General features: G+C 28.2%; 19 protein-coding genes. 3 read left to right on the top strand and 16 right to left on the bottom strand.

Annotated features, from left to right (window positions below; genetic code table 11):
* The 7 genes from rpmF to CCANL266_RS01100 are packed head-to-tail and all read right to left on the bottom strand — an operon-like array spanning position 1 to position 5045.
* On the bottom strand, positions 1-159 hold the full coding sequence (gene rpmF, locus CCANL266_RS01130) for a 50S ribosomal protein L32 (RefSeq protein ID WP_172230196.1): 159 nt from the start codon (positions 157-159) through the stop codon (positions 1-3).
* A 3-nt stretch (positions 160-162) separates the two neighbouring features.
* Complete coding sequence (locus tag CCANL266_RS01125) at positions 163-519, bottom strand: hypothetical protein (protein WP_172230194.1); 357 nt, start codon at positions 517-519, stop codon at positions 163-165.
* Positions 516-929, bottom strand: coding sequence for a nucleoside-diphosphate kinase (gene ndk, locus CCANL266_RS01120; RefSeq protein WP_172230192.1), 414 nt, complete (start codon positions 927-929; stop codon positions 516-518). The genes CCANL266_RS01125 and ndk overlap by 4 nt, the downstream gene beginning before the upstream one ends.
* A gap of 56 nt (positions 930-985) precedes the next feature.
* Positions 986-2584, bottom strand: a complete 1599-nt coding sequence (dsbD, locus tag CCANL266_RS01115) for a protein-disulfide reductase DsbD (protein WP_172230190.1) — start codon at positions 2582-2584, stop codon at positions 986-988.
* A gap of 9 nt (positions 2585-2593) precedes the next feature.
* The gene (locus CCANL266_RS01110) at positions 2594-3154 is read right to left on the bottom strand and encodes a recombination protein RecR (RefSeq protein ID WP_172230187.1); all 561 of its coding nucleotides are present in this window, start codon (positions 3152-3154) and stop codon (positions 2594-2596) included.
* The gene (locus tag CCANL266_RS01105) at positions 3151-4377 is read right to left on the bottom strand and encodes an ArsS family sensor histidine kinase (protein WP_172230185.1); all 1227 of its coding nucleotides are present in this window, start codon (positions 4375-4377) and stop codon (positions 3151-3153) included. Before CCANL266_RS01105 ends, CCANL266_RS01110 begins: the two co-directional genes overlap by 4 nt.
* A complete protein-coding gene (locus CCANL266_RS01100) occupies positions 4377-5045 on the bottom strand; it encodes a response regulator transcription factor (protein WP_172230183.1) in 669 nt (222 codons plus the stop codon). The genes CCANL266_RS01105 and CCANL266_RS01100 overlap by 1 nt, the downstream gene beginning before the upstream one ends.
* Positions 5046-5120: 75 nt before the next feature.
* On the opposite strand from CCANL266_RS01100, the gene dnaJ reads away from it, so the two are divergent.
* The 3 genes from dnaJ (at position 5121) to CCANL266_RS01085 (ending at position 7823) form a co-directional block, all read left to right on the top strand.
* Positions 5121-6206: a molecular chaperone DnaJ gene (gene dnaJ / locus CCANL266_RS01095; protein ID WP_172230181.1), complete on the top strand. Its 1086-nt coding sequence runs from the start codon at positions 5121-5123 to the stop codon at positions 6204-6206.
* Positions 6207-6306: 100 nt separating this feature from the next.
* Positions 6307-6867, top strand: coding sequence for a hypothetical protein (locus CCANL266_RS01090; RefSeq protein ID WP_172230179.1), 561 nt, complete (start codon positions 6307-6309; stop codon positions 6865-6867).
* Positions 6822-7823, top strand: coding sequence for an autotransporter outer membrane beta-barrel domain-containing protein (locus CCANL266_RS01085; protein ID WP_172234335.1), 1002 nt, complete (start codon positions 6822-6824; stop codon positions 7821-7823). Before CCANL266_RS01090 ends, CCANL266_RS01085 begins: the two co-directional genes overlap by 46 nt.
* A 26-nt stretch (positions 7824-7849) precedes the next feature.
* Here the strand turns inward: CCANL266_RS01085 and CCANL266_RS09415 are convergent, their stop codons facing one another.
* The 9 genes from CCANL266_RS09415 to lysA are packed head-to-tail and all read right to left on the bottom strand — an operon-like array spanning position 7850 to position 17824.
* On the bottom strand, positions 7850-8698 hold the full coding sequence (locus tag CCANL266_RS09415; RefSeq protein ID WP_216657297.1) for a hypothetical protein: 849 nt from the start codon (positions 8696-8698) through the stop codon (positions 7850-7852).
* Positions 8695-9756, bottom strand: a complete 1062-nt coding sequence (gene rlmN / locus CCANL266_RS01075; protein WP_172230177.1) for a dual-specificity RNA methyltransferase RlmN — start codon at positions 9754-9756, stop codon at positions 8695-8697. Before rlmN ends, CCANL266_RS09415 begins: the two co-directional genes overlap by 4 nt.
* The gene (locus tag CCANL266_RS01070) at positions 9753-10265 is read right to left on the bottom strand and encodes a purine-nucleoside phosphorylase (RefSeq protein WP_172230175.1); all 513 of its coding nucleotides are present in this window, start codon (positions 10263-10265) and stop codon (positions 9753-9755) included. Before CCANL266_RS01070 ends, rlmN begins: the two co-directional genes overlap by 4 nt.
* The gene (dxs, locus tag CCANL266_RS01065; RefSeq protein WP_172230173.1) at positions 10262-12073 is read right to left on the bottom strand and encodes a 1-deoxy-D-xylulose-5-phosphate synthase; all 1812 of its coding nucleotides are present in this window, start codon (positions 12071-12073) and stop codon (positions 10262-10264) included. Before dxs ends, CCANL266_RS01070 begins: the two co-directional genes overlap by 4 nt.
* Positions 12057-12854: a FliH/SctL family protein gene (locus CCANL266_RS01060; protein ID WP_172230171.1), complete on the bottom strand. Its 798-nt coding sequence runs from the start codon at positions 12852-12854 to the stop codon at positions 12057-12059. Before CCANL266_RS01060 ends, dxs begins: the two co-directional genes overlap by 17 nt.
* Positions 12854-13885, bottom strand: coding sequence for a flagellar motor switch protein FliG (fliG, locus tag CCANL266_RS01055; protein WP_172230169.1), 1032 nt, complete (start codon positions 13883-13885; stop codon positions 12854-12856). Before fliG ends, CCANL266_RS01060 begins: the two co-directional genes overlap by 1 nt.
* Positions 13882-15573 (bottom strand): flagellar basal-body MS-ring/collar protein FliF, encoded by a 1692-nt coding sequence (gene fliF / locus CCANL266_RS01050; protein WP_172230167.1) that lies wholly within the window; start codon positions 15571-15573, stop codon positions 13882-13884. The genes fliG and fliF overlap by 4 nt, the downstream gene beginning before the upstream one ends.
* Positions 15570-16628, bottom strand: a complete 1059-nt coding sequence (gene pheA, locus CCANL266_RS01045) for a prephenate dehydratase (protein WP_172230165.1) — start codon at positions 16626-16628, stop codon at positions 15570-15572. The genes fliF and pheA overlap by 4 nt, the downstream gene beginning before the upstream one ends.
* A complete protein-coding gene (lysA, locus tag CCANL266_RS01040) occupies positions 16625-17824 on the bottom strand; it encodes a diaminopimelate decarboxylase (RefSeq protein WP_172230163.1) in 1200 nt (399 codons plus the stop codon). Before lysA ends, pheA begins: the two co-directional genes overlap by 4 nt.
* Position 17825 lies beyond the last annotated feature (1 nt).

Genomic DNA, 17825 nt, shown 5'->3' with positions numbered 1-17825 from the left:
TTATTCTTTAGTGTTGTATTCGCCAGTTACAGGATTTACACGGTGTGGTAATTTCCAGTTTCCGTCTTTATCCTTAATTGGTCTAACAAGCTCAATTTTATAATGAGTGCGTCTTTTTGCTGCTCTTGTTTTACTAACTCTTCTCTTTGGAACTGCCATTTTTTACTCCTTTTCACAATTTAAACAATAAAAATTATCACTAAGATATAAATTTAATTCACTTTCTAAAATTTCTAACAAATCAATTTCCGAATTGAAAAATTCCATAGTATCGCTAAGCTGATTATCTATATCCTTATAAACGCCATCGCTAAGACTTAATTTAATATCCTCATCAATATTAAGCTCAAGTTCGCAACCACATTTAGCACAAAGATACATAAAAGTACCACTCATTTTAGCTTCTAGATTTACTATTTGCTCGTTTTCTCTTTTTAAAAAGCCAACTAAGCTCATATTATCTAAGTCTAGTTTAAATGGATAATTAACTTTGCTAATTTTAGAAAATAATATTTTCATTTTATTTCAAGCTTATTAAAGAAAAAATCAATTTCAATTTTTGCGTTTTCTAAGCTATCGCTGCCATGAACCGCATTTGCATCAATGCTATCAGCAAAATCTGCTCTAATAGTGCCTTTTTCAGCTTCTTTTGGATTTGTTGCTCCCATTAATTTTCTATTTTTAGCAACTGCATCTTCGCCTTCTAAAACACTTACAACAACAGGGCCACTGCTCATAAAATCAGTTAATTCACCATAAAATGGTCTATCTTTATGAACAATATAAAATCTTGCTGCGTCATCTTTACTTAAATGTAAATATTTCATAGCAACGATTTTTAATCCATTCTTTTCAAATCTGCTTAAAATTTCACCAATTACATTCTTTTTTACAGCGTCAGGCTTTATGATTGATAAAGTTCTTTGCATACACTCTCCTTAAAATAAAAAGGGCTTATTTTATTCTAATAAGTTTAATTTAAGCTTTAAAAATTAATTTTTTTCAAAAAAGTATTTGCATCAACATAGCCTATTATTTTATTTTCTACATTCATATTTTTATCAACAATCATCATAACAGGAGGTCCAAAAATTTGATATTTTTGCGTTAATTCTTTTTCAAAATCATTTACATCGCTTAAGTCTATTTTGATTAAATTAATTTTAGAAAGTTTATTTATTACTCTTTCATCTTTAAAAGTAGTTTTTGCTAACTCCTTGCAATTTTCACACCAGTCTGCAGTAAAATAAATTAAATTTTTATCTTGTAAAAGCATTTCTTCTTTAGAACTTGCTATTTTAAATTCTAAAGTTTTTGCATTATTTTTTTCCATAAAAACACTAAAAGTTAAATATAGAGCAAAAACAAAGATTAAAAGTAAAATATATTTAATAATAAAGGCAAATTTACTTTTTATCTCATCAAATAGACCAAAATAAATAACACTTGCAAAACAAATTAGAGCATATAAAATATTTGTTATTTCTTCACTAAGAATTCTCCCAAGAAAATAAACTGCCATAACAAGCATAATAAAAGCAAAAATCTTATTAATAACTTGCATCCAAGCACCACTTTTTAAAAATTTAAAACCAAAACCAATAACAATAAGCGGAATAGACATAGCAATACTCATCGTAAATAAAGCACTAGCACCTAAAAAAACATCTTTAGTATTAGCAATATAAATAAGTAAAGTTGCAAGCGGTGCAGCTACGCAAGGACCTACAATCAAAGCACTTAAAGCACCCATTATAAAAATACCAACAAAACCACTTTGCTTAGAATTTATTTTTAAAAGTGAATTTTGCATTGAATTTGGCATTTGAATATTAAAAAAACCAAACATTGATACAGCAAATAAAACAAAAATTAAAGAGAAAATAATAATTACAATTTTGCTTTGAAAAATTTCTTGCAAACCACTACCAAGCAAGGCTGCAATAACACCACTAATTGTATATGTTAAGCTAGTTCCTAAAACATAAATTATTGATGCTAATAAGGTTCTTTTGGAGCTTAAGTTTGCTAGTATGCTTGATAAAATTGGAATCATAGGAAGTGTGCAAGGTGTTAAAGAAAGTAAAAGTCCAGCAAGAAAAAATGAAAAAATAACTATAAAAAAGCTTTTAGAATTTAAACTTTCTTCATATAAATTTTCTTCTTTTTTGTTAGCTTGTTTATTTATATAATCAACGCTTATTTTACTATTATTAATATTAAATTTACTTTTTAAAGATTGGTAGCATAGACCCTGCATAGAACAACCTTGATAATAAATAACAATAGAATTGTTTTGCTCTAACTTAAATAAAGGAATAGAAAAAGAAAATTCATTAAAATACACTTCTTGCTTTTCTTTAATTTCTGCTTTTTTAAAATCTATAAACTTTGTATCATCAACATTATTAATAAATAAAGCAAAACTATCTTTGTATAAATAAATATCATCGGCTAATTTTATTGAGATATGCACAAATTGTTCATCTTTATTAACACTTGGCATAAAAGCTTGATTTGGTTCTAAAATATCTGCTCTTACAAAAAAACAAATAAAAAATATTAAAAATAACACTCTTTTCATTTTATTCCCTTATGTAAATTTTACTCTATTTAAAATAGCACTACTTAATGAACTTTGGTCAATATCTTGAATTTTTACTCCGTTTGGAATTCCTTGTGCAATTTTACTAATACTTAGATTTTTATTTATAAAATAATTTTCTAAATAAAAGCATAAAGTATCGGTGCTAACACTTGGTGTATAAGCAATAATTATTTCTTGTATATTGTATTTATTAATCATATTTTCTAGTTTTTTTAAATAATATTCATTAGCCTTTGCAAAAACAAAATATCTACCTTCATAGGCATTGCAATCTTTTAAAAAAAAGATATCTTTTGCACTTTCTACTAAACATACACTTTTTTCTAAATCTTCATTTAAACACTCATCGCACAAATAATCTTCACACAAAGCTCCGCAAATTTCACATTCTTTAATAGCAGAACTTGCACTTTTTAAAGAGTGAGCTAATTCTTCTAAAAGATTTTTATTTTCATAACATAAATGATAAGCCATTTTTAAAGCAGTTTTTTTTCCTACGCCTTGAATTTTATTAAAATTCTTGCATAATTTTTCAAATTCTTTCAAAAAATCACCTTAAAATGATGCCTTGTATCATAATGATAAGCAAAGGTAAAATTATGCAATGTGCAAATATAATCAATTAAATAAAGCCCTAAACCAAATCCGTGAGTATTATTAGTGCTTTCACCCCTTACAAAGGTTCCAAGGTAATATTCAAAGGGTTCTTTTAAAGCAGCCCCATTATTAATAACACTTATTTTATCTTCATCAACAACAAATTCGCACTTGCCATCGCTTGAATATTTTAAAGCATTATCCAAAAGATTTTTAACAAGCATTGAAAATAATTCTAAATCCACATCAATTTGTTTTTGAGCATTAATTTTTACTGCAATTCTAGCATCTCCTGGCTCAATCATTAGCATATCTAAAGCTTGTTCGTAAATAACATGCAGTCTATAAGTTTGAATATTTAATGTATAGTTTTTTGTTAAAATTTGCTCAATTTTATTAAACTCATTAAGCAACATATTTAATCTATCAAAAATATTATCAAGTTGCCTTGTTTTAGAGCTTTCTTCAAAAAGTGCTACAAGAATTTTTCCTTTTCCAATAGGGGTTTTAAGCTCGTGCATAATTGAGCGTATAAAAAATTGTCTTGATTGAATTAACTCGTTTATGTTTCTAGTTAATTTATTTACTTCTTTAATAACAGTTGATATTTCATCATTTTTAGTATATTTAAAAATATGATGATTGCCCACATTCCAATTTTTAATATGAACTGATAGCTTTTTAAGCGGTTTTATAATATCTTTTAATGTAAAATAATAAAAGGTAAAAAACACTAACAAAGCTATAAATAAACCAGCAATTAATATAAGCCTGTTTAGATTAGGTGTATATTTACTTGCATACATAGCAACACCTGCACTATTTTTTAAATCAATTTGCAAATAAAATACATCATCTAATTCATAACATCTTATATAACCGATATCCAAAATTCTTGTAAAAACATTTCTTGCATTACTAATAATATTTAAAATTTTTTCACTTTCACTAACTTTATATAAGTTAGCACTAATTAAATAATTATCAACCTCATTGCCTAAACCTAAATTATAAAGTTTAGCAACACTATGCGAGATGAAATATTGTCTTTGTAATTCTTCGTTTTCTGAATTTGTTTTTATAACTTGGTCAATGCTTATAAATAAAGCAACAACAAGTAAGCAAGTTAATGCAAAAAAGAACAAAAACTTGCTTTGTAGTGTATAAATCATTATCCAAGAAGTTTATAGCCAATTCCACGAACTGAAAAAATATGTTTTGGCTCTCTTGAATTATCATTAATTTTAGCTCTTAATCTTCCTATGATTACATCTAAACTCTTAGAGTCTTTTTCTCTTAAAGATTTGCAGTTATTTGCTAATTCTTCTCTTGAGATTGAAAAGCCGTGTTTTTTTATCAAAAAGTGCAAAATATCATATTCTGCAGGTGTTAGCGTTAAAAGCTGTCCATCATAAAAAATTTCGTGTTTTTCATGCTCTACTTTGAACTTAGAGTTAGGGTCGATTTGCGGTGCTAAAGTTTTTTTATATCTTCTTACTAAAGAAGTAATTCTAGCTTGCATTTCTTTAGGGTCATATGGTTTTGGTAAATAGTCATCAGCCCCCAAGCCTAAACCTAAAACCTTATCACTTAAATCAGTTCTTGCACTTGAAATGATAATTGGAATATCGAATTTTTTTCTAACTTCTTTACAAACTTCAAGCCCATCAAGTCCTGGTAAAGTAAGGTCTAAAATCATACAATCAAAATCGCTTATACCTGCACTTAATCCTAAATAAGGGTCGCTGTATTGTTTTACTTGTATGTTAAATTTAGCTAAGTACTCAGTGAGTAAATTAGCAAACTCAATATCGTCTTCAATCATAATTACATTAATCATTTTTACACCTTTATCTATTAAAGTTTTATTATTCTAACTATTAAATATTTACAATTATTAATCAAAAGGAAAAAAATGCGAGATTTTTACGAGATTTTAGGTGTTAGCAAAAATTCTAGTGCAGATGAAATAAAAAAAGCTTATCGTAAATTGGCACTAAAATACCATCCTGATAGAAATCAAGGCAACAAAGAAACAGAAGAAAAATTTAAAGAAATAAATGCAGCCTATGAAGTTTTAAGTGATGAAAATAAAAGAGCAATGTATGATAGATACGGTGAAGATGGGCTTAAAAGTCAAGGTGGATTTGGCGGCGGTTTTGGTGGTTTTTCTTCTTTTGAGGATATTTTTTCTTCGTTTTTTGGTGATGATATGAGCGAAGAAGATGAGATTAATGAAGATTTGTTTGCTACATTGGATTTAACATTTAAAGAAGCAGTATTTGGCTGCAAAAAGAAATTTAAATACACATATAAATGCCTTTGCGAAAAATGCGATGGTACAGGTGCTCAAGATAAAAACCTAAATCAATGCCCAAGCTGCAAAGGTAAAGGTAAAATCTTTATTAGACAAGGCTTTTTTAACATTCAAAGCACTTGTCAAAGTTGCAATGGTAAAGGCAAGATTATCAAAGAAAAATGCAAGGCTTGCAATGGTTTAAGCTATACTCAAAAAGAAGATGAAATAGAAATTAATATTCCAGAAGGTGTAGATAATGCAGTTACTTTACGCTGCAATGCTAAAGGAAACATTGGAGCAAATAAACAAAGAAGTGATTTGTATGTAAAATTAAGAGTTCAAAAAGATTCAAAATTTATTAGAAAAAACAATGATATTTATATTGATGTGCCAATTTTATTTACACAAGCTGCAATGGGAGCTAGTATTAAAGTGCCTACAATCCGTGGAGAAGCTAATTTACAAATTCCTTTAGGAATAAGCGATAAAGAATTAATAAAAATACCAAATGAAGGTGTAAAAGACCCACATACAGGAAGAATTGGCGACCAGTATGTGCAACTTAGTATAAAATTCCCTAAAAAGTTAAACGATGAACAAAAACAATTATTAGAAAAATTAAATTCATCTTTTGGAATTGGAAGTAGTGAAAACGAAGAGCAGCACGGACTTTTTGAAAAAATAAAATCTTTTTTTAAATAATTTTTAGCTCTAATTGAGTTAAAAATTATAAAAAAATATTACATTTAGATAATTTTTTTGTTAATATTTGCTCTTTTTAAATTAACAAAAAGGATACAAAATGACAAAAAATTGTAAAATTGGGGGGGGTCTTAAACACTCTTTAATCGCTACTTTTTTATTAGCAAATTCTTACGCTTACACTTTAGTGGATTTAAACCCTTTAGACAGTAATTTTCAAACAGGAACATATAAAGAAATTAATGCTTTAAACGATGAAGCTGCGTTAAAAGATTATATAAATAAACAATGTTTAGCTACCATAGGTGTTAATTGTAACAGTACCAAAAGTAGTTATATAGACTTAAGTCAATATAAGCAACAAGCTAAAATAAATAATGATAACTTTATTAAAGACTATAATTCTATCTTAAAAGATGAATTAGCTGAAAATGAATCAATAAAAAATGATATTAATAAAACTAATCTTACACAAGAGCAAAAGCAAACTTTGCAATCTTTACTTGAAAAATCAACAAAATTATCTTTAACTCATATGCTAGCAGGTCAAGATACGCTAGATAATCTTGCTCGTATTAGCAAAATTTCTAGCTCATTTGATACAATTAATACAGAATTAGAAAAAAATATTCAACATTACCTGAAGACCCATCTAAACTAACAACACAAGATTATGCAAATTTAATAGCTTTTTATAATGCTAGTAATAAAGTTTTACAAGAGGCATTAAGTTATGTTTTAGATAATTCTACTTTACCTGCTTGGGCGAGTGAGAATGCAAATATAAATGATTACATAGGTAATCTTATATCATCTATTAAAATTCCAAGCAAAAATGAAATATATTTAAGCTCAAACATAATTGGCTCAACCTATCTTAGCGTTTTAGCAAGTTCTAATGATTTAAATAAAAGAATGGGAGAATTAAGAGACGATGCTAAATCAAGCGGGGCTTGGGCAAGATTATCTTATACTAGATACAATGTTTATGATAACAATTTTAATAGTGTGTATTTACAAGCAGGTTATGATAAACTTAATTCTACTAGCAATGCAGATAATTTTTTAGGTTTTATGATTAATTATTCTAAAATTAGTGATTTTGATGGATATTTAGGTGTAGGAGCTTATTATTCAAGCTTATTAAATAATGGCTTATTTTATGATTTAAGTGCTAAGGCTAATTTTAATTTTACTAGCGATAACAAACAAGCTTTATTAAGCTTTATTGCCGAGCTTGGTTATAGATATGATATAAATAATTACTACATTGAGCCTAGTATTGAGCTTTTACCATATTTAAACATAGTTTCACCAAAATCAGGTTCAAATATGAATATTTACGGTTCTTTACTTAAAACAAATTTATTCGCAGGAATGAATGTAAATGATAAATTATCATTTAGGGGTGGTTTTGCTTATACAACTGATTTAATTCCTATGAAAATTAATAAACTTGATATAAAGCTAGATAGAGAAAACACTTTTGATATCTCGCTTTCAACTAGCTATAAAGCAAGTGATAAGTTAAAATTAAATTTTGATATTGATAAAAGTTTAAGCGGACATATCAAGAAAGATTTGAGCTTAAATTTTGTAGCAAGATATTCTTTATAACTTTTGTAGCCTTTTGGCTACAAAGATTACAATTTATACGAAAGTTTTTCTAAAAATTCATAAATATTATGTTTTCTTTTATATCTTTCATAAATACTATTAAATGGTGCTTTAATATCTTTATTTATTGCTGGTAAACCTCTAAAGCCCTTCCACATTTCAGTCCAAAGGTGCGCACAAACGCTATTTTGTGGAAAATCAATATATGATGCGCTTGTAAAATATTGATAATCAGCCCAATTTATAGCACAAGCATATTCTTGCTCTTTTAAAATATGCTCTAATTTTAGTTCTTTTATAGCTCTTGCTAAAAACACTGGTCCGATAACTCCCCATTCAACCATTTTTTTACCTGCAATTATTTTTTTACTTTCATCTATTAAATAATTTGCTAATTCACTATTTTGTGGGTATTTTAGCATTGAAGTTGTAGGGCTTAAATGACCATCACTACCTGCTTGTGTAATTACAACATAATCACTCAAATCAAATTCTTTCAAGCAAAGCATATCAGTATCAACCCAAGCAACATTACTTTTATTTATCATTCTAAAACGAAAATAATCACTAAAAGCTGCAACTCCAGCACCACGATTATCATCAAAATATTCACTAAAATCTACAATTTCATTCGCATCTTTTACATAAAAATTTTTTAATTCTTTTTGTAATCGATTAAACAATTCATTGTTTTTATCGTATGTATATAAGGTAAAGGTAAAATTATTATCAATAAAACTTTTTATACAAAGTATTTCTAAACTACTTAAACCACAATTATTTACATTTTTTTTAAATGCTAATTTATCTAAAATACCCCCCCCCAGTGATGATTTTAGATTTTTACTATACCAAAAACTTGCAACCTCTTTCATTGTACCTCCTCTAATCTTTTTTGCTCATCTTGTAATTGCCCACAAGCAGCGCTTATATCAAGACCTTTGCTTTGCCTAATAGTAGCATTTTGTCCGTGTGCTTGTAAGTAATCTCTAAATGCAATAACCCTTTCTTCGCTAGGTCTTTTGTATTCACTACCTTTGTGTGGGTTAAAATAAATTAAATTAATCTTAGCCTTAATTCCGTGCAATAATTTTACTAAGGCTTTAGCGTGGCTAATATCATCATTTATACCGCCAAGGCATAAATATTCAAACATAACTCTTTTTCTAGCATCAATAGGAAATTGCCTTATTGCATCAAGTACGCTTTTAATATTGTAAGCTTTATTAATAGGCATTAATTTATCTCTTAATTCATCATTTACAGCATGTAAAGAAATGGCAAGTAAAACACCTAAATTCATTTTGCCTAACTCAATAATTTGCTTTGCTAGACCGCTAGTTGAGATTGTTTGTCTTCTTGGAGAAATTGCAAGAGTATCATTGTGAGCTAGTATCTTTACTGCTTTTGCAACTGCATTTAAATTATCAAGCGGTTCTCCCATTCCCATAAAAACTATATTTACTCCATGCTCATAAGGAATTTGTGCGTATTTTTTTATAAATAAAACCTGTGCAACAATTTCAGCACTACTAAGATTTCTAATAAGCCCACTTTTTCCTGTTAAACAAAAACTGCAACCACTCTTGCAACCTACTTGAGAGCTAATGCAAATTGTATATTTTGCGCTTTTTTTAATCCCATTTTCAACACGCTCTTGCTTCATAGGTAATAAAACACTTTCTACTGTGTGTTTATCATTTAATTCAAATAAGAATTTAATACTTTTATCAATGCTTATTTGTTTATTTTTAAGCTTTAAAGGCATAAGATTAAATTCCTTTTTTAATTTTGCTCTTAAATCCTTTGAAAGACTTGTAGCTTCATCAAAATCATTTATATATTTTTGATAAATAAATTTTGCTAATTGATTATTATTAAAACTTGGATTTAAGCCGTATTCTTCTGGCAAATAATCTAAAATTTCTTTCACAAATATCCTTTATTTTCTAAATAATTTTCTAGTAATTCATTTGCCTTTTTATAATTATTTAAATAAGTTGAATGTGCGTTTTCATCACAATAATTTGTAGCAATTAAAATTGCTTTTGCATTTATATTAAAATATTTTGCACAAGAAAAAAAGCCAAAAGCTTCCATATTTTCACCAATAAAAGAATATTTTTCATACATTTTATTAGCTAAAGAAAAATCCTTACAAATAAAATTATTTGAGTTTAATTTTGAACTTATTGTGCTATTAAGCGGAGTGTAGCTTTGATTATTTAAAGATGAAAGTTCTATATTGTTTGCATCATCAAATTCAAAAATTGAAAAAAGTTCATTTTCTTTAGTATAAAGCCCCATTGAGCCTACAAAAATTAATCTTTTTACTTTATTTTCTAAAATAATCTTGCTTAAATTAATAGCTACTTGAATATTCCCTACGCCAACGCTTTTAGCAAAATCATAATTTTCTGTATTACCTGCACAAATTATCAATTAAGCTCCTTTTTAATTTTTTCTTTAATACTGTTTATATCTAAACCTAGCGATTCTTCTACTACACTGCTATCTCCGTGAGTAATAAATTCATCTTCATACTCAAAGCTTACAAGTTTAATATCATTTATTTTTTCTTCTTGCAAAAAGGCACTAATTATAGAATACAATCCGCCAATTTTTAAACTTGATGAAAAAATAAACCACTTTTTAGAGCTTTTTGCTAATGAAAGTAAAAATTCTCTATCAAGCGGTTTTGCAAAAACTAAATCAATAACATTTGCATTAAATTCATCACTTAATTTAATTGCCTTATAAGCTTCTTGACCAAAACATAAAAAGCTAATATCTGAATTATTATTAATTAAATAATGGCTTTTTAAACTAGCTTTAAAGCTATCATCTAGCATAAAAGCGCCTCTTGCATAGCGAATAGCAATTAATCCAACCTTGCTTGTTGCGTATTCAAGCAATAATCTAAGGCTACTTTCATTTATTGGCGCACAAATTTTAAAATTTGGTATGCAAGAAAGATAAGAAATATCAAAAACACCTTGATGAGTTTTTCCATCATTACCAACAATTCCTGCTCTATCAATTGCAAAAAGCATATTTAAATTCATAATTGCCGCATCGTGAATTAAGCTATCATATGCTCTTTGTAAAAAGGTTGAATAAATAGCAACCACTGGCATAAAACCACACTTACTCATAGCCGCCATTGAAGTTACTGCGTGAGCTTCTGCGATACCAACATCAAAAAATCTATCAGGATAAAATTTTATTAATTTATCCATTCCCGTACCGCTTGGCATAGCTGCGCTTACTCCTACTATTTTTTCATCTTTACTTGCAAGTTCATACAAAATATCGCTAAAAATTGATGTTATGCTTTTAGAATTTGAGTTTTTTATCGCCTTGCCACTTTTAATATCAAAAGGGCTTACTCCGTGCCAACTTCCTTCATCGTTTTGCGAGTGCGAGTATCCATAACCTTTAATGGTTTGCACATGAAGTAAAACAGGCTTTTTTAAATTACAAGCTAGTTTTAAAGATTTAATTAATTCTTCAATATTATGCCCATCAATTGGACCAATATATTCAAGCCCCATTTCTTCAAAAAACATTCCTGCAGGAGTTAATAGCTTAAATCCATCTTCAAACCTTTTTGCTGCAAATCTTGCACTATTTGGCAAATATTCAAGCATTCCCTCAACGCCTTTTTTAAATCTTTGATAAAAAGGGCTAGATAAAGAACAGGATAAAAACTTTGAAACCGCACCAATAGGCTTGCTTATGCTCATTTTATTATCATTTAAAATAATAATACTTGGATATTTTTTATCTCCTAGCTCATTTAAAGCTTCGTAAGCTAAACCACAACCCATAGAACCATCGCCGATTAAGGCTATTGGAAAATTATCATTTTTTTGTAAAGCAAAAGCCTTTGCAGCACCTACTGCTAAAGAAATTGATGTACTTGCATGACCTGCTACAAAAAAGTCATACTCACTTTCGCTTGGTTCGCTAAAACCGCTAATACCTTTAAATTGTCTTAAATTTTCAAGACTTCTGTTTGTTAAAATTTTATGTGCATAAATTTGATGAGAAACATCAAAAATTAAAGGATTTTTCTTTAAATCAAACAAATGATGAATAGCAACGCTAAGCTCAACCACGCCCAAATTAGATGAAAGATGTCCGCCATTTTTGCTAACTTGATTTATTATCTCTTCTCTTATTAATTTGCATAAATTATTAAGTTCATCAATGTTTAGTTTTTTTATATTTTCAATTAGAGTTTTCATCTAAAACTATGCTCCTTGCGTGTGCTAACCTATCTTTTAGATTAATTTGAGTATTTAAATTATCAGAATTTAAAACCAAACAACCTTTATTTACTGCATCATCTGAAAGAATTTCAATTAAATTGCTTGAAAGCTCTTGCTTTAAGAAATTATAATCATTTGGATTTACGCTGATTTTTATTTTTAAATCCTTATTTATATCCTTTATTAGCGTTTTAGCAAAAGCTAGGGCTATTTTACTTGAATTATCGCTTAATTCTTTGTTAATGACTTCTTTTGCAATTAAATATGCTGCTTCGTTTAATTCTATCTGTGTTTTGTCTAAAAAAGTGCTAATTTCATTAAGCTTTGCATCTAGTTTTTTTACGCTCGTGCTTACATTTAAACTTAGCTCATTTAGTTTTGCTTCGTTTTGCTCTAAACCTGCGTTTAAACCTTCTGCGTAAGCATTTTTTTTAGCTACTTCAATTTCTTGCAAAAGGCGAGTATTAAATTCTTGCTCTTGCTTTTCAAGTTTCATTTGCAATTTAATTACATTATCGCTTAACTCATCTAGTTTTTTTAGCAAATCTTCGTTTAATTGATTATTTACTTGAATATTTGCAATAGCCTCTTCTTTAACAATATTTTCTTCTTTTTCTTCTTCTTTTACGGCTGGCGCTATATGCTCTTCTTCTTTTACAGGCTCTTCTTCATTTGTTGAAGTGTTAAGAATTTTAAACTTATAAGGCTGAATAAAATGCTCTTTATTTTTATTGTTATTGTTAATAATAGACTTCATCATTCAATCATCTCATCGCTTTCACCAAGTTGAATTACACCTGTTTCATTTAGTTTTTGTACAACTTCAACCACCTTTCTTTGTGCTTCTTCAACATCTTTAACCCTAACAGCACCTAAAAAGCCCATTTCTTCATTAAAAGAATCTGCTGCTCTTTGGCTCATATTTGCTAAAAACATTTGTTTAAGTTCTTCTGCGCTGCCTTTTAAGGCTACTTGTAAATCTTTTTTATCTACAACTTTTAAAATCTCTCTAATAGCATTATTTCCAAGCTTTTTAATATCATCAAAAGTAAACATAAGTTCTTTGATTGTTGATGCTAGTTTTTCGTTTGTTTGTTCTAAATAGCTAATTGTAGATTTACTTGATTTTTGACCAAGTCTATTAAGCACTTCAGCAACAGCACGAGGGCCACCAACTTCAATTTTATAAGATGTAAGAGCTTGTAATTTACTTTCTAAAACTGCTGAAACTCTTTTGATAATATTTGGACTAATATCACCTAAATTTGCTATTCTGTGAATTACATCGCTTCTTAATTCGTCATCAAAAAATTCTAAAGTTTCAGCCGCTCTTGTTGGCTCCATATGAGCTATGATTAAGGCTATTGTTTGTGGATATTCATTTACAATAAAATCTGCTAATTGTTGTGGTTTTATATTGCCTAAATATGAAAAAGCTTGATTTGCATCCATTGATTTTGCTAATTTGCTAAGAATTTTTTCCGCTTCTTCAGCTCCGTAAGTTCTATATAAAATTTCTTTTGCGTATTCTAAACCACCATTTTTTATGTATTGATTTGATTTAAGCAGGGCGTGAAATTCTTCTAAAACTGCTGTTGCAACGGATTTATCTACCGTCCTTGCATAGGTAATATGCTTTGTAATTTCTGTAATCATATTTGGGTCTTGAATATTTGAAAATATTAAAGTAGCCGCTTCTTCACCAATTTGAATTAAAAAAATAGCAATTTTTTCTAAAATACTAAGCTCATTATAAACAGCTTTTTGCTCATTGTTTAAATTAATCATTGCATATCCTTTTGAGATTGATTAAATTCTGCATCATTTTTCAATAAAGAAGCAAATAACATAGCGATTTCTTCACTTCTTTCTGTGCTAATAGCTCTTAATTTTTCTAATAAAATATCATGCTGTAAGGTATCTTCATTAAAGCCTGAATCAATTCCAAGTTGTTCTTCAACTTTCTTTCTAGTTTGTTGATATTTTTCAATAGCATCTTCTTCAATAACTTCTTCTTTTTTAACAACTTGTTCAATTTCTTCTTCAAAAGCTTTATCTTCAAGCATTTTTTGTGCAAATGGTACAATGATTTTTTTGTAAAATAAAAAGATTAAGAACATAGCAAAGATATATTTTGCAGGTGGAATAAATGGCATTATGTAAAGCTCTAGGAAGCTTTTTAATTTTGCCGATGGTAGCTCAGGTGTAGCAACCTTGTTAAACTCAATATTATCAACGCTTACGCTATCTCCTCTTTGCTCGTTAAAACCAACTATATTTTTTACTTGAGTTAAGAGTTTTGCTAATTCTTCATTAGATATTGCAACATATTTTAACTTGCCGTTTTCATCATGCTCGTATCTGCCATCTACAATTACAGAAGTGCTAATTCTTTTTATAGTTGCAAACTGACCTTTTACATTGGTTAAAGTTTTTGAAATTTCATAATTTATAGTATTTTGATTTTTTGTGTAAAGTTCTTTAAGATTATTTGAATCATCAATGCCTTGCACAGGACCTATATTTGAAATTGCCCCTGGTACTCCGCCTACTTCTTTTTGCGTTCTACCTTCTTTTTTTTCTTCTAAATTGTTTTCACTTCTAGCTACTGAATTTGGGTCAAAAACTTCACTTTGATAATTTTTTTGTGCAAAATCAAAATCTACATTAACCCTTGTTACAACCCTATCATATCCACCTAAAACAACGGCTAAAACATTGGTAATATTTTGCTCTAAGTTATTTTCATATTGTTTTTTATATTGAATTTGTGCTGCAATCATATCTACATCAAAATCTTGCTCTTCATCGCCTAAAATAACGCCATTTTGGTCAGTAATTTTAACTCTTTCAGGCTCTAAATCAATCAAAGCACTTGCTACAAGATTTTTAATACCAGTGATTTGCTTTTGGCTTAATTTTTGCCCTTGTTTTAGATTTAATTGAACTGAAGCACTAGCTGGTTTTTTATTTTTAGAAAAAAGACTATCCTCAGCTAAAGCTAGTAAAACATTTGCTTTTTGAATAGGATTAAGAGCGCTTATTGTTCTGCTTAATTCTCCTTCAAGAGCTCTTTTGAATTTTATTTTTTGTTCTTCATCAGTTGCTCCAAATTCTTGCTTGTCAAAAATTTCAAAACCTACTTTATTATCTTTAATAACACCTGCTGATGCAACTTCTAATCTTTGTTTATAAACATCTTTTGTAGGAACTAAAATAGTGCTTTCGTTTTTTAAAATATAATGTACTTGATTTTTTTCTAAAATAGATAAAACACTGGCTGCATTTGATGGGTTTAGCTCATCAAATAAAACAGAATATCCGCTATAAGTTTTATCATCTTTAGCATTATAAAATAATAAAAAGATTATAAAAGCAACCGTTGCGATAATTGCAGCAAGAATGGTTAGCTTTTGTTTTTTGTCAAGCTTTGCATAAATTGCACCTATACCCTGTAAAAGTTGCTTATAATTCATACTTCACACTTTATATAAGAACCTAAAATTCTTATGTTCTTTTTATTAATTATATTTTTTACTACTAAATCATCTTCATGTCCATCAAAATCAATAAAAAATGAATACTCAAATTTATCTGTTTTTAAAGGACGAGATTGAATTTGTGTAAGATTTATATTTGCATTTTTAAACTCGTTTAAAAGTTCTACCAAAGCACCTGGCTTATGAGAAGTATTTGCAATTATTGATGTTTTTGAATTATTAGAATATTCTGCTTTATGCTTACTTAAGATTAAAAATCTTGTTTTATTTGATAAATTATCTTCAATTTTTTCAAACATTAAAGGAATATTTGCTAATTTTGCAGCTATTTTTGAACAAATTGCTGCTGAATTTTCATTTTTACTTGCAAATAATGCTGCTTGAGAAGTACTTTTTGTAGCGATGAATTCTGCGTTTTGCAAATTATGAGAAGCAATAAAATTCAAACACTGATTATAAGCTTGTGGATGAGAATAAATACATTTAATATCGCTTAAACTATAACAATTGCTTGCAAAAGAGTGATGAATATCTAAATACTTTTCTGCAAAAATAAAAATATCTTTATGTAAAGCAAGATTATCTAAAGTATTTCCAACTACACCTTCTGTATTATTTTCAATAGGAACTACTGAATAATCAACCTCATCGTTTTTTAAAGCAGTAAAAACATCATTAATACTAGCAAGCTCAACATAAGTGCATAAATTGCCAAACCAAGATGAAGCTGCTTGATGAGTATAAGTTCCACTTGGACCTAAAAAAGCTACTCTTTGATGTCTTTCTAAATTTCTTGATATTGAAAAAATCTCTTGATAAATAGAGCTAATGGCTTCTTTTTTTAAAAATTCATCTTCTTGCAAACTTAGTCTGTTTATTATTTGCATTTCTCTTGTTGGTCTATAAATTGGGCTTTTTTCATTTTGCTTTATTAAACCAACTTTATGAACACATTGCATTCTTTTTTTAAGCAAAGTAATTATCTCATCATCAATTTGATTAATATCTTTTCTAATATCTTCTAAGCTCATAAGCACTCCACTTCGCCTTTTATCATTTGCATAAAATCTTCTGCTTTATTAATAAGTTTTATTTTACCATTAATTATGGCATATTCTGCAATTTTTGTTCTTGAATTATAATTGCTACTCATTACATAGCCATATGCACCAGCACTTTTAACTATTAAATAATCTTGGCTATTTAAACTAGGTAACACGACATCTTTTGCTAAAAAATCCCCACTTTCACAAACCCCGCCAACCACATCAGCCTTGCTAGAATTTGCTAAATCATCTTTAAAGCATATTATTTCGTGCTTTGCATTATATAAACTTGGTCTTATTAGCTCACTCATAGCAGCATCAACTATTACAAATCTTTTATTTTCGTTGATTTTTTCATATAAAACTTTTGTTACTAAATATCCAGCATTTGCTACTATGTATCTGCCTGGTTCTGTGCATATTGTATAATCTTTTGCTATAGCTTTTATTTGATTAAAAAAGTCTTTAATATTAGGTTCAATTTCATCTTTTAAATAGCTTACTCCAATACCGCCACCAATATCAAAAAAGCGAATATTAAGCCCTGCACTATTTAGCGAAGTAACAAAATCCTTAATTATTTTAGCACTTTGAATAATAGGGCTTAAATCTAATAAATTTGAGCCTATGTGAAAATGACAAGCAATAGGATTTAAATATTCGCTTTTATGTGCTTTTAAATACATTTTTCTTGCTACATCAAGACTAACGCCAAATTTATTTTCTTTAAGACCTGTAGAAATATAAGGATGTGTTTTTGCATCTACATTAGGATTTACACGAATTGATATATTTGCAACTGTATTTAAATTCTTAGCGCATTCTTCTAATAAATCTAATTCTGCTTGATTTTCAATATTTATATATAAAATCTTTTCTTGTAAAGCAAATTCTAAGTCTTCTTTGCTTTTTGCAACTCCACTAAAAATAATCTTATAAGGCTTTGCACCGATTAATAAAGCTCTTTTAATTTCATTTACGCTAACGCAATCAAAACCGCTATCAAGTTCTTTTAAAAATTTTAATAAAGATAAATTTGAATTTGCTTTTACTGCATAAAAAATATTGGAACTAACGCCGTTTAAAGAATTTTTTATACTTAAAAATCTTTCTTTAATTGCATCAAAATCGTATAAATAAAATGGGGTTTTAATATCTTTTATAATCTCTTGCACAAGCACT

The sequence above is a fragment of the Campylobacter canadensis genome, from assembly GCF_013177655.1.
Lineage (GTDB): Bacteria > Campylobacterota > Campylobacteria > Campylobacterales > Campylobacteraceae > Campylobacter_E > Campylobacter_E canadensis.
The sequence above is the reverse complement of the archived record's forward strand: the minus strand, read 5'-3'. Positions and strand labels throughout refer to the sequence as shown.

Excerpts from the sequence above, each read along its gene's own strand:
- rpmF (WP_172230196.1), bottom strand. The coding sequence starts at position 159 with ATGGCAGTTCCAAAGAGAAGAGTTAGTAAAACAAGAGCAGCAAAAAGA.
- CCANL266_RS01125 (WP_172230194.1), bottom strand. The coding sequence starts at position 519 with ATGAAAATATTATTTTCTAAAATTAGCAAAGTTAATTATCCATTTAAA.
- ndk (WP_172230192.1), bottom strand. The coding sequence starts at position 929 with ATGCAAAGAACTTTATCAATCATAAAGCCTGACGCTGTAAAAAAGAAT.
- dsbD (WP_172230190.1), bottom strand. The coding sequence starts at position 2,584 with ATGAAAAGAGTGTTATTTTTAATATTTTTTATTTGTTTTTTTGTAAGA.
- CCANL266_RS01105 (WP_172230185.1), bottom strand. The coding sequence starts at position 4,377 with ATGATTTATACACTACAAAGCAAGTTTTTGTTCTTTTTTGCATTAACT.
- CCANL266_RS01100 (WP_172230183.1), bottom strand. The coding sequence starts at position 5,045 with ATGATTAATGTAATTATGATTGAAGACGATATTGAGTTTGCTAATTTA.
- dnaJ (WP_172230181.1), top strand. The coding sequence starts at position 5,121 with ATGCGAGATTTTTACGAGATTTTAGGTGTTAGCAAAAATTCTAGTGCA.
- CCANL266_RS01090 (WP_172230179.1), top strand. The coding sequence starts at position 6,307 with ATGACAAAAAATTGTAAAATTGGGGGGGGTCTTAAACACTCTTTAATC.
- CCANL266_RS09415 (WP_216657297.1), bottom strand. The coding sequence starts at position 8,698 with ATGAAAGAGGTTGCAAGTTTTTGGTATAGTAAAAATCTAAAATCATCA.
- dxs (WP_172230173.1), bottom strand. The coding sequence starts at position 12,073 with ATGAAAACTCTAATTGAAAATATAAAAAAACTAAACATTGATGAACTT.
- CCANL266_RS01060 (WP_172230171.1), bottom strand. The coding sequence starts at position 12,854 with ATGAAGTCTATTATTAACAATAACAATAAAAATAAAGAGCATTTTATT.
- fliG (WP_172230169.1), bottom strand. The coding sequence starts at position 13,885 with ATGATTAATTTAAACAATGAGCAAAAAGCTGTTTATAATGAGCTTAGT.
- fliF (WP_172230167.1), bottom strand. The coding sequence starts at position 15,573 with ATGAATTATAAGCAACTTTTACAGGGTATAGGTGCAATTTATGCAAAG.
- pheA (WP_172230165.1), bottom strand. The coding sequence starts at position 16,628 with ATGAGCTTAGAAGATATTAGAAAAGATATTAATCAAATTGATGATGAG.